The 15,559-nt window shown below is 62.7% G+C and carries 16 protein-coding genes, 2 pseudogenes and 1 riboswitch; of the genes and pseudogenes, 9 read left to right on the top strand and 9 right to left on the bottom strand.

The annotated features are described in order from the left end of the window. Positions 1-128: 128 nt before the first annotated feature. From NKH13_RS35820 to NKH13_RS32930, 7 genes and pseudogenes are all read right to left on the bottom strand, one after another. Positions 129-374 (bottom strand): annotated as a pseudogene (locus NKH13_RS35820) (IS91 family transposase); the annotation flags it as partial. A 274-nt stretch (positions 375-648) separates the two neighbouring features. Continuing rightward, complete coding sequence (locus NKH13_RS32955) at positions 649-1,242, bottom strand: HupE/UreJ family protein (protein ID WP_352917003.1); 594 nt, start codon at positions 1,240-1,242, stop codon at positions 649-651. Between the two features lie 47 nt (positions 1,243-1,289). Beyond that, positions 1,290-1,829: a hypothetical protein gene (locus NKH13_RS32950; protein WP_352917001.1), complete on the bottom strand. Its 540-nt coding sequence runs from the start codon at positions 1,827-1,829 to the stop codon at positions 1,290-1,292. Between the two features lie 2 nt (positions 1,830-1,831). After that, on the bottom strand, positions 1,832-3,040 hold the full coding sequence (locus NKH13_RS32945) for an agmatinase family protein (RefSeq protein ID WP_352916999.1): 1,209 nt from the start codon (positions 3,038-3,040) through the stop codon (positions 1,832-1,834). 11 nt (positions 3,041-3,051) lie between these two features. After that, entirely contained in the window at positions 3,052-3,861 is an 810-nt protein-coding gene (locus NKH13_RS32940) for an ATP-binding cassette domain-containing protein (protein WP_352916998.1), read from the bottom strand. After that, entirely contained in the window at positions 3,858-4,736 is an 879-nt protein-coding gene (locus tag NKH13_RS32935) for an ABC transporter permease (RefSeq protein ID WP_352917043.1), read from the bottom strand. Before NKH13_RS32935 ends, NKH13_RS32940 begins: the two co-directional genes overlap by 4 nt. A gap of 38 nt (positions 4,737-4,774) precedes the next feature. After that, on the bottom strand, positions 4,775-5,839 hold the full coding sequence (locus NKH13_RS32930; RefSeq protein WP_352916996.1) for a putative urea ABC transporter substrate-binding protein: 1,065 nt from the start codon (positions 5,837-5,839) through the stop codon (positions 4,775-4,777). Between the two features lie 102 nt (positions 5,840-5,941). Beyond that, positions 5,942-6,057, bottom strand: a riboswitch (guanidine-I (ykkC/yxkD leader). 375 nt (positions 6,058-6,432) lie between these two features. Between NKH13_RS32930 and NKH13_RS32925 the strand changes: the two genes are divergently transcribed. The 7 genes from NKH13_RS32925 (at position 6,433) to NKH13_RS32895 (ending at position 11,958) form a co-directional block, all read left to right on the top strand. Beyond that, on the top strand, positions 6,433-7,074 hold the full coding sequence (locus tag NKH13_RS32925; protein WP_352916995.1) for an NADPH-dependent F420 reductase: 642 nt from the start codon (positions 6,433-6,435) through the stop codon (positions 7,072-7,074). After that, on the top strand, positions 7,071-8,570 hold the full coding sequence (locus NKH13_RS32920) for an aldehyde dehydrogenase family protein (RefSeq protein ID WP_352916993.1): 1,500 nt from the start codon (positions 7,071-7,073) through the stop codon (positions 8,568-8,570). The genes NKH13_RS32925 and NKH13_RS32920 overlap by 4 nt, the downstream gene beginning before the upstream one ends. Beyond that, positions 8,567-9,337 (top strand): type 1 glutamine amidotransferase domain-containing protein, encoded by a 771-nt coding sequence (locus NKH13_RS32915; RefSeq protein ID WP_352916991.1) that lies wholly within the window; start codon positions 8,567-8,569, stop codon positions 9,335-9,337. Before NKH13_RS32920 ends, NKH13_RS32915 begins: the two co-directional genes overlap by 4 nt. A 144-nt stretch (positions 9,338-9,481) precedes the next feature. After that, on the top strand, positions 9,482-9,826 hold the full coding sequence (locus tag NKH13_RS32910; protein ID WP_352721406.1) for a hypothetical protein: 345 nt from the start codon (positions 9,482-9,484) through the stop codon (positions 9,824-9,826). Positions 9,827-9,901: 75 nt separating this feature from the next. Further along, positions 9,902-10,696, top strand: coding sequence for a helix-turn-helix domain-containing protein (locus tag NKH13_RS32905; protein WP_352916989.1), 795 nt, complete (start codon positions 9,902-9,904; stop codon positions 10,694-10,696). A gap of 46 nt (positions 10,697-10,742) precedes the next feature. Further along, positions 10,743-10,982: a YdeI/OmpD-associated family protein gene (locus NKH13_RS32900; RefSeq protein ID WP_352467078.1), complete on the top strand. Its 240-nt coding sequence runs from the start codon at positions 10,743-10,745 to the stop codon at positions 10,980-10,982. A gap of 160 nt (positions 10,983-11,142) precedes the next feature. Beyond that, positions 11,143-11,958, top strand: a complete 816-nt coding sequence (locus tag NKH13_RS32895) for an MBL fold metallo-hydrolase (RefSeq protein ID WP_352916987.1) — start codon at positions 11,143-11,145, stop codon at positions 11,956-11,958. A 358-nt stretch (positions 11,959-12,316) separates the two neighbouring features. On the opposite strand, the gene NKH13_RS32890 is transcribed toward NKH13_RS32895, so the two are convergent. After that, positions 12,317-13,186: a LysR family transcriptional regulator gene (locus NKH13_RS32890; protein WP_352916986.1), complete on the bottom strand. Its 870-nt coding sequence runs from the start codon at positions 13,184-13,186 to the stop codon at positions 12,317-12,319. A 225-nt stretch (positions 13,187-13,411) separates the two neighbouring features. On the opposite strand from NKH13_RS32890, the gene NKH13_RS32885 reads away from it, so the two are divergent. Continuing rightward, complete coding sequence (locus NKH13_RS32885; RefSeq protein WP_352467081.1) at positions 13,412-13,567, top strand: YjiS-like domain-containing protein; 156 nt, start codon at positions 13,412-13,414, stop codon at positions 13,565-13,567. A 10-nt stretch (positions 13,568-13,577) separates the two neighbouring features. Continuing rightward, positions 13,578-14,561, top strand: coding sequence for an aldo/keto reductase (locus tag NKH13_RS32880; protein ID WP_352916984.1), 984 nt, complete (start codon positions 13,578-13,580; stop codon positions 14,559-14,561). A gap of 160 nt (positions 14,562-14,721) precedes the next feature. Here NKH13_RS32880 and NKH13_RS32875 read toward each other — a convergent pair. Next, positions 14,722-15,559: pseudogene (locus NKH13_RS32875) on the bottom strand (hypothetical protein); the annotation flags it as partial.

Raw genomic sequence — 15,559 nt, 5'->3', positions numbered from 1 at the left:
CATTAGCGGGGACCGAGAAGCCTGTTCACTGGCGTTCTCCCTTTGGCCAAGAAGGGAGAAGCCCACTCACTGGGAGGTATCGACTTTCCAGCCCTCCAAGTTCCGTTCCCCTCAGAGTTGTTTGGGCGGAGCCTACCAGCATAATGGACGGCGATCGGCCGGGTGACGAGTCGGCGGAACAGTTCCCCGAGCACCGGCACTGGAGGAGGAAGGTCGGGCGCGATGACATCCACCTGCTTCCGTCCGGCGCCATGCGGCTGCCCGGCATGACATGCGGATGGTGCCGCAGCGCCCGTTCCGATGAGTGGGAACATAGGTGCAATGCCAGTGCGCGCACCGAGATGCTTGGGATCCGCCCCGATCGTCGGCATCGTCTACGACCCCCTGCTGGCACAATTCTGCCCTCAGGCGCGAACCGGTTCGCGCCTGAGCGCAGAATACTCATGGTTCAGGGAAGCCTCTATGCGCATAGGAACAACCGCGTCCGGCACGAAGCCGGTCGCGGGTTTGATCTCGGGCGGATGTGATCAGAGCCGCTCAGCCCGGATTTTCAGGATCTGATACAGCATGTTCCGAATTCCCTGCCAAACGGTCAGCCGCTTGGTCATGCCTTCCCCTCCTGTTCATCGCAGATGCCTGGGTTGCGGGTCAGATGATCTGTGCTGCCAACGCCATACCGACCACCGACGTGCCGACCCCTGCCGTGCGGATGGCTCCCGGCCAGCGCCGAAGTGTCAGGGCGGCCAACGCGCCGGTTGCGTGAAGAGCCGAGGTGGCGACCACGAAGCCAACCGCATAAGCGATGCCGCTCGACGTCTCGGGAACTTCGACGCCGTGGGCATTGCCGTGGAAGAGGGCGAAAAGGGCAGTCAGCGAGGCAGCCACAGCGAGCGGAAACGGCTTGGCAAGCATCATCATGGCGCCGAAGACTACCAGCGATAGCGCTATGCCGGTTTCCAGTGAGGGCAGGCCGATGCCGGCGACACCGAGCAGGGCGCCAGCGACCATCGCCGAGACAAAGCACGACGGCACGATGATGGTCCCCCTGCCGCCGGCGCGAGCGGCAATGATGCCGACAGCCATCATGGCAAGCAGGTGGTCCATACCGGCCAGCGGGTGCTGAAGGCCGTGTACAAACCCATGGGCATGAAAACCGCCGCTATGGGCGAACGCCAATGAGGGGATGAGGGTTGTGGCGGCTGCCAGGGCGAGTCTGCCGAAGAATGAAAGCGTTCTATTCATGGTTCTGGACCTGTTTGATAGAGGTGCGATCGGTTCAAGGCCGGTGCTCATTGTCCGGTCCCTGGCATGGTGAATTGTGCGGCGCCGGACCTGTCCGCCAGAAGCCGCGCCTCGCCGAAGTCGAGGGGTCTTTGTCCCCTGCCATCATGGTAGACGAAGGCCAGGCGGCGCCGGCGCGACGTCAGTTTCGCGGGCAGCGGGTGATAGGTGACGCCGGCGCCACCAATCAGCGGCATGACGGCGCCGACATCGACCATGTCCTGCGTCTCGACGCGCAGGAGATGCAGCCGCATGCCGTCGGCGGTTTCGCCGACGAAGGGAATTCCGGCGAGGCGCAGGAAACTGGAGGGGTCGGGCGCCCGCGAAAACCCTTCGAGAAACGCGGTCTCGACGAGATCGAGATCCGTCGCCCGCGCGTCGGCGGGTTCGGGCGCATGATGGTGCGGTAGATGCGGGGTCTGCCATTGCAACGGCTTGCCGGCCGGCCCGTTGTGGCCGACGGGGTGCGGATGGTGATGATAACCGTTCGGCCCGTGATGGTGGCCGTCGCCATGATCATGGTCGTGGTGATGATGATCCTCGTGCATGGTCAAAAGCTCGTCGGCTTGTCGATAATGGATTTGTGCTTGCCGAGATTGCCGTGCGCGACCATCGAGCCGAGCGCCTCGACGACCACCCGCACACCAAACAGCGCCGTGATGTCCGACGTGTCGTAGGGCGGCGACACCTCGACCACTTCCAGTCCGCAGATGCCGGGCGCAGAGACGAGCCCGAGCAGCTTTAGCGCCTCGCGCGGCAGGAACCCGCCCGGCTCCGGCCAGCCCGTGCCCGGCACGAAACCGCAATCGATGCTGTCGACATCGAAGGAGATGTATACGGCGTCGGTGTCCTTCCATGCGAGCTCGAGCGCGATCTCCGCCGCCTTCTCCAGCCCCATCTGTTCGATATCGGAGATCGTCAGCACGTTGGTGCCGCGCTTTCGCGCCTCGGCCACGCCGTAGCGGGGCACCTGCCAGCCGCCGATGCCGAGTTGCACCAGATTGGTGGCCGAGACGTTCGGCAAGTTGGTTGCCCAGTACCAGGGCGTCGTGTGCATGCGTTCGTCGAGATCCTTTTCCTGGATGTCGATGTGGCGATCGAAATGGATGATGCCGATGCGCTTGGAGGTCACGTCGGCAATGCCGCGCACGCACGGAAACCCGATCGAATGGTCGCCGCCCAGCATGATCGGCAGCGCGCCGGACGAGGCGACATGGCTGACGCCCTTGGTGATCTGGTCGAAGCTCTTTTCGAGATTGGCGGGGATGGTGAAGACGTCGCCGGCGTCGCAAAGCGTCATCTGCTCGCGCAGGTCGACACCGAGCTCGTAATTGTAAGGCGTGTAGAGCGCCGAGATGCGGCGAATGCCTTGCGGCCCGAAGCGGGTTCCGGGCCGGTAGGTGGTGCCGCTGTCGAAAGGAATGCCCATGACGGCAGCGTCATACCTGCCGACATCGCGGACGTTCTCGACATAGGGCGCCTTGAGGAAGGTGTTGATGCCGGCGAAATGCGGCAACTCGCCTCGCGCGAATGTCGGGATCGACTTGTCGATGATCGAATCCGATCCGGGCAGGCCCATGTCGAGTGCCCATTTCTGTTCCTTGCGCCAGCCATCCTCGGGCAGCTTTCCTTCCGCCTCGATCGACTTCCAGCCCTGCATGTCGCGGATCTCGAAGTTCGGATGGTGGAAGCGTTGGCGTGGCTCGCGGTCGGTGAGCCCGGCGCGGCGATGCCGGCGTTCTGGACTATCTCTGTGCATGAAAACCTCCTTCACGACGCCGTCGTCGCGATTGCGCTATCCAGTCGGGTCGTCCCGACCATCGCGGCCACTTCGGCCACGTCTCGTGCGGAAGCCCGGTTCTTGCGGTCGAGCTTCAGATCGTAGGTGATCGTCGCGCCATAGGCGGACGGGAACTGGGGGTCGTGGCGCACCTTGTCGAAGACGAGCACGCGGGTGCCGAGCTTGAATGCCTCGCCTATATCGTGAGTGACCATGACGACGGTCATGCCGTGTTCGGTCCATAGCTCGATGAGCAGCTCATGCATCTCGGCACGGATGCCGGGATCGAGCGCGCCGAAGGGCTCGTCGAGAAGCAGGATCTGCGGCCGGCCGAGCAAGGTCTGCGCGATCGCCAGCCGTTGCTGCATGCCACCCGACAGCGAAGCCGGATAGAGGTCGCGCGCATGGGCAAGCCCGACCCGTTCCAGCATGGTTTCGGCCTCTTGCCTGGCGCTTTTGCGCCTGGCGCCGAAGACGCGGCCGAACGGTCCCCCCGAACGGAAGTCCTCGACCAGCAGCAAGTTCTGCAACGCGGTCAGATGCGGAAACACGGAATAGCGCTGGAAGACGATGCCGCGCTGCGGCGTCGGCTCCGGCACGATCGGCTGGTCGCCGACGACGACCACGCCGCCACTTTGCTGTTCCTGGCCAAGCAGGATGCGCAGGAACGTCGATTTTCCACAACCGCTGGCGCCAACCAGCGACAGGAATTCACCCGCTTCGGCGGAGACGTTGACCCGTTCCAGCACGCGGGCGTCGCCGTAGCTCTTCTCCAGCCCATGGACGAGGATCCGGCTCATCTGGTCCGCACCGGATGAGCCCAGGGCGAGATGATGTGAGAGAGCCGCACGAGCAGCCAGTCGGTCATCACCGCAAGCAGCGAGATCCAGGCGACGTAAGGCAGGATGACGTCCATCGACAGATAGCGACGAACGAGGAAGATGCGGTAGCCGAGCCCCTCGGTGGAGGCGATGGCTTCTGCCGCGATCAGGAACAGCCATGCCGGCCCAAGCGCCAGCCGTACGCACGTGATGAGACGCGGCATCACCTGTGGCAGCACCAGCCTGAGCACCATGGTCCAGCTGTTGCCGCCGAGCGTCTGTGCCTTGGCGACGAGCTCCGGCGGCAATTCCATCACCCGGTTGGCAATGTCGCGCACCATGACCGGTGCGACGCCGACGGCGATCAAGGTGATCTTGGCCGTTTCGCCGAGGCCGAGCGCAATGAACAGGATCGGCAGCAGCGCCAGTGGCGGGATGACGCAGACAACTGTGACCAAGGGCAGCAGAAACGCCCTGACGCGCGGGATGAAACCTATGGCGACGCCGAGGCTGAGCGCCACCAGCGTGGCCATGCCGACTCCGGCGAACAGCCTGATCAGGCTGGCATAGGTGTCGGCCCACAGGATCAGGTCGCCGGAGCGCTTGTCCGGCACCGTCGCCAGGTCTGAAAAGGCCGACCACATCTGTGCAGGGGAAGGCAGCAGCTTGTCGCTGGGATTGACCGCCAGCCTTTGCGCCGAAGCGAAGAGATAGGCAATCGCCACGGCGGCAAACGGCAGCGTCCCAAGCAGCAACGCTCCGCCGCGCGAGACCGTCGCGTTGATGAGACGAAGCCGCGCTTTCGGTCTGCTAAGTTGCAGGCGCGCGACTTCGGGACCCACCGCGGCCTGCATGATGCCGGTTCCTCTGGCTAGCATGTCGCGCTCCCGCGTCAGAGCGTTCCGCCCGCTGCCTCTGCCATAAAGGCCGGATCGAAGCGCAGCTTGACGTTGTTGACATCGCCCAGCGTCGAGCCGTCGGGGAAGCTCATGCCGATCACGTCGACGCTTGGCGCATTGGTACCAAGAATGCCGTGGCTGAACAGGAAGTTGCGCACCAGATCCATGGTCTTCGGCAGTTCGGCGCCGTTGGTGAATGCGACCGCCTTGGCCGGCTCGAAGAACATCGCCGTTGATGCAAGCTGAGCGTCGAAACCGGCAAGATCCGTACCCGACGCCTTGGCCATCTCTTCTTTGGCCGCCTTGCCTTCGGGCGTGCCCGAGGTCATCAGCGCCATGGCTTCATACCATGCACCGACAAGCGCCTTGCCCAAGGCCGGATTGTCCTTCAGCATCGCGGTGTTGACGACCATCATGTCTATGATCTCGCCGGGAATCTCAGTCGAATCAAATACCTTGTGGGCGCCCGGTATGGCGGCGATTTCCGAGACCAGCGGATTCCAGGTGACGACGGAAGTGACATCGCTGGTGCCGTAGGCAGCGACCATGTCGGCATCAGAGGTGTTCACCACCGTAATGTCCTTTTCGGCCAACCCCACCGTCTCCAGCGCGCGCGCAAGTAGGTAATGTGAGACGGAAAGCTCGACGAGATTCACCTTCTGGCCGGCAATATCCTTGAGCGCGGCCTTGTTCTTGAGGATGACCGCGTCGTTGCCGTTGGAGAAATCGCCGACGATCAAGGCCGTCGTGTCGACACCGCCGCCGGCCGGGATCGAAAGCGCATCCATGTTGGTCATCGAACAGCCGTCAAAGCCGCCGGCGGTGTACTGGTTGATGCTCTCGACATAGTCGTTGATGCGGGTGATCTCGACATTGATGCCGTATTTGTCGGCCCATTTCTTCATGATGCCGCTGTCGGAAAGATAGCCCCACGGCATCCAGCCGACATAGATCGACCAGCAAATCTTGAAGTCTTTCTTCGGCGCCGCTTCCGCGGCCGATAGGGAGGGAAGGCTGAGTGAAGCGGCTAGAATGATTGCGGCCAGTTTGCGAAGCATTGCATACCCCTGTTTGCGATCCGGATTGCGTCCGAACGTCTGTTTGGGGGGTTCACGGAGCGCGCATCCGGGAGAGGTTCGCGCCAGCAAACCCGTGCAGGGTTCTCCCGGGATTTTGGCCCGCCGTGTTCCGCCGGATGCCTCAATGCATCTCAAGCGGTCGCGTCTCTTGGACCAGCACCGTGATCGACACGGCCGGAACCCTAGACGCTCTGCACGTGAACAGCGAAGCAAGGGGCGTGCCAGTCTGGAAAGGCGTCCTGAGGCGGCCTTTCCCCGGCTTTGCAGGCAATCGCGTTGTGCTGATGCCACAAAAGTCATCGCAACGCCGACAGATTAGGCAAAGAAAATCTAGCGTCACCAATGTGAGCCTTGTGCCCTGGGGACCTCCGCTGATGGCACCATCCTCTATGGTGGCCCACATACACGCCCAGTAGGGACACGTTCGGGGAGGGCGTGAGCGCGCGGCGGATCCGGATGCCAATTGGCGCCGACCCATGTGACGAGTGCGCCCGATCGTGCAAGGGCAATTCGTGAAATAAGCGCGACTGCAATGATGCTAGGCAAGCCCGATCGCGTGTCGGGAGGCAGTTGTGAAAGTTGCGATCATCGGACCAGGCTCGCTCGGGAAGGCCTTGGCGAAACGTCTTGGCCTCGCCGGGCACGAAATTCGCCTCAGCTTCAGTCGTGACGAAGGCAAGTTGCGCGCAATCGCGGCAACCCTCCATGTTGGCTTCGGTGCCCCTGACGAAGTAGCAAGATGGGCCGACGTAATTGCCCTGGCGACGCCATGGCCGGCTCTCGAGTTGGTGATGGGCGCGCTTGGCGATTTGTCGGGCAAGATCGTCTGGGACAATACCAATGCAGTCGCGCCTGACCTTTCCACGATGCTGCTAGGCACTACGACGTCTGTAGGCGAGGAGGTTCAGAGGCGCGCGCGGGGCGCGCTTGTCGTCAAGTGCATTCCGACCTTTGCCGAATTGCTTGACAGGGATGATCCGCGTCTCAACGGCGATCCGGTGATGAGCTATGTCGCCGGCAATGACGCTGATGCCAAGGCGGCGGTTTGCTGGCTTCTCGCCGATCTACCGACAATGCCGGTCGATGTCGGCGATCTCACGGCCTCGCGCCTGATCGAGCCGATGATGCTGCTATTGGTCCAGCTCGCCTATCGGCGCGGGATGGGGCCGACAATTTCCTTCAATCTCATTCGACAGGACGGAACCGGTTCATGACTGATTATCTACCCGCGCGGCGCAAGGCGATTCCAGTAGGACGTCTGCTGATCGATGGCCAATGGCGCGATGCCGTCAGTGGCGAGACTTCGACGACTTTTGATCCGACCACGGAGGCGGCGATCACCAATATTGCGAAGGCGGGCGTCACCGATACGAGCGATGCCGTCGCGGCCGCGCAGCGGGCTTTCGAGCAAGGACCCTGGGCGCGGACGCATCATGAGGAGCGTGCCAAGATCCTGTTTCGCATCGCCGATCTGATGGACGAGCGCGCCGAGGATTTCGCGGTGCGCGAGGCGATGGATATGGGTATGCCCTATCGCGATTTCCGCGATATCATCATGCCGCACTGCTCGGGACTGTTCCGCTTTCACGGCGGGCTCGCCATGAGCGCGATGGACGGCGCCTATCGTACCAGCTACGAACCAAATATCAGGATCCTGACGCGGCGTGAGCCGCTCGGCGTGGTCGCTGCGATCACCCCGTTCAATTTTCCCCTCGCGCTGTCCTGTTCGAAAATCGCGCCGGCACTCGCGGCGGGTAACACGGTCGTTCACAAGCCTGCGACCGACACGCCCCTGACGGCCCTCGCCCTGGCGCAAGTCATCCTCGACGCGGGCGTGCCGCCAGGCGTCTACAATCTCCTCACCGGGCCGGGCGGCACCATCGGCGACGCGCTGGTCAACGATGCCCGCGTCGACAAGATCGCCTTCACCGGGTCGACCGCCGTCGGCCAGGGCATCATGCGCAACGGTGCCGGGACGATGAAACACCTGACCATGGAGCTCGGCGGCAAGAGTCCCAATATCGTTTTTGCCGATGCCGATATCGATGCCGCGATACAGGCAGCCTTCTGGGGCATCTTCTGGAACAAGGGCGAGGTCTGCGTCGCCGGATCGCGCCTGCTGGTCGAACGCGCCTGCTATGACGAGGTTGTCGAGAAGCTGAGCGCCATGGCGAAGTCGGCGACGCTCGGCGATCCGCTGGACCCTGCGACCATGATCGGGCCGATCGCGTCGCGCGGCGAGTATGACAAGGTCTTGAGCTATGTCGAAGAGGGCAAGCACACCGCGCGACTGACCGCGGGCGGCGGCACCCGCCAGGTCAACGGCAAGGGCCTCTTCATCGAGCCGACCATCTTCGCCGATGCGACCAAAGACCTAAGGATATCGCGCGAAGAGATTTTCGGCCCCGTCCTGCCGGTGATTCCATTCGACAGCGAGGAGGACGCGATCCGGATCGCCAACGACACCAGCTACGGGCTCGCCTCGGGCATCCAGACCGGCGATCTCGGCCGCGCCTTGCGGCTCGCCGACCGGATCAAGGCAGGCACGGTCTGGCTGAACTGCTGGCACAAATACCATCCTAATGCGCCGTTCGGCGGCTTCAAGATGAGCGGCTATGGCCGCGAGCAGGGCCGCGAGGCATGGGAAAGCTACACCCAATACAAGACGATTTGGGCGAATCTTGGCGAACCAGTCGAGTTGGCGCGATGAGCGTGCGCGATTCCAACCCACTCGACCCGCGGCATCCCAAACGCGTCGCGATGGTCCTTTCAAACCCGGCTGTTTCAACCACCACAGGCTGGCCGGTCGGGTTTTGGTGGAGCGAGTTAACTCATCCCTGGCTCGCCTTCACCGAGCGCGGATACGAAGTCGCGATCTTCTCGCCTGAGGGCGGCAAATGCGAGGCGGATGCGTTGAGCGATCCGCGCGATCCGTCCGGCTATTCGGATACGGATCTGATCTCGCTCGGTTTCCTGTCGACGCCGAAACTGGCGGCGCTGGTGGAGACGACCCGGCCCATCGCAGAGCTGTCGGTCGACGCGTTCGACGCGATCGTCGTCGCTGGCGGCCAGGCGCCGATGTTCACCTTCGAAGGCGCAACCGAGTTGCAGCGGCTGTTCGTCAACTTTTTCGTGGCCGGCAAGGTCGCGGCCGCCTTGTGTCATGGCGTCGCGCTGCTGCGCTACGCGCGCCTCTCAACCGGCGAGCTGCTGGCCAAAGGGCGCACTGTTACCGGTTTCGCCAATGTCGAGGAAGACTTCGCCGATAATGCCGTCTGGGAGATGGGCGCGCTGCCGCACGGTACGCATCTGATGCCATGGCGGATCGAGGATGAGATGCGTGCGCTCGGCGCGAATTATGTTCAGGCCGGGCTGTGGCGCGATTTTGCCGTGCGCGACGGCAATTTGATCACCGGCCAGCAGAACTTCTCCGGAGCGGCTACCGCCCGTCTTGTCATCGAGGCGCTCGGTGGCTGAGGACCAAAGGCCGCTCCTTCGGTGAAGTTCGAGAGTCAAACTCGCCGTCAGGACGGCGATGCCAAACGACATCGGCCCAATAGGATCCGGGGTCCGTCCAAGAACTCCACGTCAAACAACCACTATCAGCAGCGAGGATGAACCATGGCCGTAGTGACGACACTTGATATTGCCGGCCTGACGGCCGAAGATTATAGCCGCATCCTCGATCGGATCGGCGTGGAGAAACGGCCGGCTGGCGGCATCTACCAGCACATCGCGCATGCCACCGACGATGGCTATCGCATCATCGAGATATGGGACGACAAGGCAGGCCTGGAACTCTTCTTGCAGGACACATTGTTTCCCGCCGCACAGGAACTGCAAATTCAGCGTGAAATGACCATTATGATCCAGACACTGCACAACATCTTTGTGCCCCGGATTGGTGAACTGACTGCGCTGGCAAACGATGCGCCTGGTGGACCATTCAAACGGGCCAAAGTGTAGACGTCAAGGATCGAGGATGCGGCGATCGATCATCGAAGTCCTGCAGGAACTTGCGTCCGGACGCCCGGTACAACGATGGTGACCGCGGCAAGTGCAAAGAGGTTGTTCTTTCCTGCCGGCGACTATCGCCATGCGCCGGCCGGAGTCGTTCAGCTGCGTGTGATTCGCAGCGGTTCATCCTATGCAGAGATCGATCTTGGCCGCGGGCTGCGGCGCGTCTTCACCCGCCCCGGCGACCTGCTGCTCAGCCTTCCTGAGCGTGCCACGCGGTTCAAGATCGAGGAGCCGCGCGAGCTGACGATGATCACCGTTGACTCCGCTCTGGCGTCAAGGCTCCTGGTATCCGCAGGCGGGACCCCCGAGGACCTGGTAATCCTGACCGATCGACCGATACGCGATTCGCTGGTGGCCGAGTTGTGCCGACGCCTCGAAGGCGACCCGCCAGCCAACTCCATCGTCCGCGAATGGACGCTGGGCCTGGTTTTCGCGAACCTGCTCCGTCTCGGGCATGCACGTCAGCGGCAGCAGAAGTCTCCGGTCCTAACCTCGCAGCGGTTCGACCGGGTTCTCGCTGCGATTGACGGCGATCTGGAAAAGGGGGTGTCGATCGACCATCTTGCCGGAATCGCGGGAATGCCACGACGCGCCTTCACCGCCGCCTTTCGCGAGGCGACGCAATTGCCGGTACATCAATTCATTTTACGCCGCCGCGTTGATCGCGCGGTCGAGCTTTTGGAAAATAGCGATCTGCCGCTGGCCGAGATTGCTCAGCACGCGGGTTTCACTCACCAGGCCCATATGAATCGCGTCGTGACCCGATTGAAAGGGCTGTCGCCAGGCCGGCTGCGGTCTCGCAGGCGCGAGGGCTGACTTGTGATCTATTTCAGCATCAGGATTCGAATGGCGGAGACGTGATTTGCTGAAACGTCCGTTGGCTAAAATGCCCGACAGTTTGCGTGCAGAGCTCGAGGCCGCAAATCTGATGCCTGCTTTCAAGCAACGGCCTCCCTATCAGCGTAATGATTACTTGCATTGGATCGAGCGCGCCCGTCACCCGGAAACACGCCGAAAGCGCATAAATCAGATGATTGACGAGCTTACGAAGGGAGGAATCTACATGGGCATGCAACAAGAGCTGGCATCGCCGCGAAGCTAGCAGATCGGTCAACGATCATTTTCCAATCCGTGGCTTATCGAGATCGGGTGCTTTCCGGATTAATCTTCATCGGTTTCCCCGCGCTTTTGCGCAGAGGATGCAGAGAGCCAATAGTGATAATCGAACCTATCCTCCATTTTCGTTTGCGGCAGGTGGCCTTATGATCGTGACATCGCAGACCAACAACGTGCTCGGTAGCACGTCGGGAAGGTGGCGCGTCTGGTCGCTCTCGGACGGTTACATCGAGATGCCGGCAGACCTTCTGCGGGACCCGCAGGACAATCCGGTGCCGCAAGCTGCGCAGGCAGGGGCGCTTCGCCTGTCTGTCAATTGCTTCGCGCTCGCAGGTCCAGGCGTTGACGGCGTTCTGATCGACAGCGGAGGAGGGGGTTGGGGCCCGACAGTGGGGTGTCTTGAGCAGGCCATGGCGGAAGCCAAGATCGACCCGGCTTCGATCACGGTCTTGGCGCTCACCCACGCCCATCAGGATCATGTGCACGGACTTTTGACCCCCGACGGCCGAGTGCTCTTTCCAAACTTGAAGGCGATCGTAATTCCCGAGGCGGCTGTGGAGGGCTTTTTCGCTTACGCGCAACTTGCGCAGTTCCGGCCCCTGCTGAAGCCCGTCCAGAATGGCGACCAGGTGGGTGAGCGATTGAGGGCGGTCGCCCTGCCCGGTCATGCTGCCGGTCATACCGGCTACGCGTTCGACACGGACGAGGACCGTTTCCTATGCTTCGGGGACATCGTTCATGTGCCGGCCTTGCAGTTCGGCAATCCCGCGTTCAGTTGGGGCTATGACGACGATCAGCTGACCGCGCGCACAACCCGCCTAAAGGTTTTCAGTGACGCGGCCGAGGCGGGGACGTGGATCGCCGGCGCGCACCTTGGCTGGCCGGGCATCGGTCGCGTGGTGCGTCAGGGCGAAGCATACGGCTATGAGCCGGCTCGAGCGATGCCGCCGCGTTCAGAGTGATACCGCATCTTTCCTGTCGCGCCATGCCTTGGCTAAACCTCGATCCCTGGCCATGAAGTGCTCTATCACGGAGGAATGGGCCTTATGGGACCGGAGACGTCTTTGCCTGGCTCCAGCGCAGGACTTCAGCATATGTGACCAGCCCCCGATGCACCGCAGCCGAAAGCTCTTACGTCACCTTCACGGGTTTGTCGTCCTCAAGTGCGCCATATGTTCGACTGGTTGATTGTCGCGGAACTATACGGAAAGGTTTCTGATTTTGGCACACGAAAAAAATCAATTAAATCAACGGCAGCGGCACATCGTCCGGCCCACCAAAGTATTCTTGATCCACTGGCGGCCGATCGACGCCTGAGGCTTACCGGATCGGCGTCTCGCCGCGAAACAGCGGCTGGTGCGCCCGCATCAAGGCGGCGATCCGGTCGGCGACTTTCCGTACCGGCGGGGAGTGACGTTCCTCGTGATGGGTGACGATCCATTGGTCGGTTTCGAGTTCGGGGATAGGCTGAGCGACGCGAACCAGCCGCGGATCGCCGTCACCGACGAAGCACGGAAAGACCGAAAGGCCGGCGCCGGCGGCCACCAGTTCACGCACCGAATGGGTGTTGTTGCCGCGTACGGCGATGCGGTCGCCGTGATGGGCTTGCAGCCAGCGTGCCGAGGCAATGTTTGCGCCTTCGCCGGTGACGCCGACGAACAATCCGGCGGCGATGCCGTTGATCAGGTGGCGTCCGGAATAAATGGCGTGGGCGACCTTGCCGCTCTGACGGCCGGCCAGCCACTGCTCGGTCGGGCGCTTGCTGCGGATACCGATGTCGGCGGCACGCCGGCCGATGTCGACCCGGTCGGTGGTGGTGACAAGCTCCACCCTTATGCCGTCATCGACCGTCCAGATCTCGCCGATATGGGCGGAAACGAAGGCCGAGGTCCATGGCCCGGCCGAGATGCGGACAATGCGGTCGGGCAGATTTCCCTCGCGCCAGCGGGTCAGCGACTGCATTGCCGCCTCGACGTCTTCGGCGCGCCGCAGCAGTTCTTCCCCGACCGGGGTCAGCCGATAGCCGGTCTGCTGGCGCACGAACAGAGGTTCGCCGATCTGCTTTTCGAGCGCGGTGACGCGTCGTCCAAGGGTGGCTGCGCTGAGGCGCGTGGTTCCCGTCGCTGCGCTCAAGCCACCCAGCCGCGCAACGTCGAGAAACAACCTGAGATCGTCCCAGCCGATATCCATTTTGCAGAAATGAAAAACTCCTTGCGACCGTGGCTGTAGCGCGAAGCGAGCACCACGCGCAAGTATGGAGGCGTTGGACAATCCTGCCTGGCGGGGCGTGACAAGCGCCTCGGCTGGCCAAGAAGCGAACTCAACCCTTTCGATCGCGCATGCGATTGGCGCAGATGCTTTGCGCTTTCGATCAACCCAGGCGCGCGGGCATTCTGCGGGCCAAAGGAGACGATCATGTTGGATGAACTTCGATACCGTTTCGCCCGCTGGATTGCCTATCGCCAGACGCTTGCGAGCTTGAGGCAGGCCCGGGACAGCACACTGGCGGATGCCGGCATTTCTCGCGAAGAGATCCGCGAGCGTGCCCGCCGCGCCAGCTTGCGTCGTTGAGGAACCGGGCATGCAGATGATGATGCTTTGGGATGGCCGCTCGGTACCGCGCATCGGCATCGGCACCTGGGCGGCGGGTGGCCCCGCGCGCTGGCGTGACACGGCGACAGTCTATGGCGAGGTCGACGATGTCAGGTCGCAAGCCGCGCTGGCGATGGCCTATGAGATCGGGGCGCGGGTGTTCGACACGGCTGCCGCCTATGGCGCCGGCAATGCCGAACTGATCCTCGGGCGGGCGTTGAAGGGTAAGGACGAAGCCGTCATCGTCACCAAGGTCGGCTATTTCGGCGATCCCGAAACGCGCAAGATCGCACCCGAGGATGCCTCTGCCGCGGCGATCCGGACATCGATCGACAATTCGCGGCAGCGCCTGCAGCGCGATTGTATCGACGTCGTGCTGCTACATATCAACGAGTATACGATCGAGCGCGCCGGCGAGGTGTTCGATACGCTCGGCCTGTTGCGCCAGGAGGGCAAGATCGGCGGCTTCGGCTGGAGCACCGATCACCGCGAAAGGCTTGCCGCCTACGCGCCGCGCGAGGGGTTCGTCGCCGTAGAGAACGACTTCAATGTGTTTACCCCGGCGAACGAGCTGATGGCCGTTGCGGCGCGCGAGAACCTCGTCTCGTTCAGCCGGCTGCCGCTGGCAATGGGGCTGCTCACCGGCAAATACACGCCGGCCATGCGGCTGCCCACCAACGATGTGCGCGGCGGGAATGCCGAATGGATGGTGTTTTTCAGGGATGGCGCCGCCAACCCGCACTATCTGTCAAGGCTCTCGGCAATCCGCGACCTGCTCACCTCGGGCGGTCGCACGCTTGCGCAGGGCGCGCTCGGCTGGATACTCGCCAAGTCGGCAATCGCCCTGCCGGTTCCCGGCTTCACGCGGCCCGAGCAGGTCGAGGACAATCTCGGCGCGCTGGAAAAAGGGCCGCTGCCGGCAGCGGTGATGGCCGAGATCGACACCGTGCTGAAAATTGCCGAGACTGCTTAGAGTGTGGCGAATCCGAAATTCGCATTGGCGATAAGCGGCCAACTTCGATCTGTCGGATGTCCGCCGGTATCGCATCTTCCTTGGTCAAGCTTCCGTGGCGCAATTGAACAAAGACGGAGCGGCGGACACGACTCGAGTCGAAGGTCCGCCGCTCCGGTTTTTAGATCAAAGAGTGGTGCTGCCACGGAAGATGGGTGGCGAGCTGCGCTTGAGCTGCGCCGTCGACCGCGTCGCTGTCGAGAGAGAGCGACCCGGTTGAGCTGTCAAAGATGATGTGGTGGGAACCATCATCGGTGGCCGTATCAGCAGGGGAAGCATGCAAAGAAAGCCCACCCGACTTAAGCTCGGTAAGAGCGGCTTGATCGAGGTGGAGCTTGTCCTGGAGCTTGCTGAAGTCGAAGGCATCGTTGCCTCCGTGACCGGACATGATCTCGGCGGCGGCGCCGTTCTTTGCCTGGGCGCCGACATTTTCATCGGGCTGGACGGTTTGCGCGAACCCGTGGCGGATCAGGCTGGTAGCCGTCTTGTCGGATGGGTCGTTGGTCGGGAGAAGCTCCGAGCCCGCCGAAAGAGAATGGCTCAACGCAGCCAACAGGCGGCCAACGCCGCCGTCCTCGCTTACCTTGTCGCCGGCATTATCGTGGTTGGTGTCCGTCGTACTGCCGTCGCCGGCGAGGAGGTGCGAAAGCGCGGTCTTGCTATCACTGCCATCGCTGGTGGTGGCGCCGGAGGCGGCGGTGTCCGTCGAACTGCTATTGCCAGCGAGGAGGTGCGAAAGCGCGGTCTTGCTATCACTGCCATCGCTGGTCGTAGCGCCGGAAGCAGCGGTCGGAGTCGAAGTGCTGTCGCCGGTGGCGTCATGGGAAGGGGCAGTCACAGTCGAACTGCTTTCGCTGGTGGCGGTGTCGGAAGGGGGTGTCGCGGTAGCACTAGCGTCGCTGGTGGCGTGGGAAGGGGCAGTCACAGTCGAAGTGCTATCGCTGGTGGCGGTGTCGGAA

It is taken from the genome of Mesorhizobium sp. M1348 (genome assembly GCF_040317925.1).
In the GTDB taxonomy this organism is placed as follows: Bacteria; Pseudomonadota; Alphaproteobacteria; order Rhizobiales; family Rhizobiaceae; genus Mesorhizobium.
The sequence above is the reverse complement of the archived record's forward strand: the minus strand, read 5'-3'. Positions and strand labels throughout refer to the sequence as shown.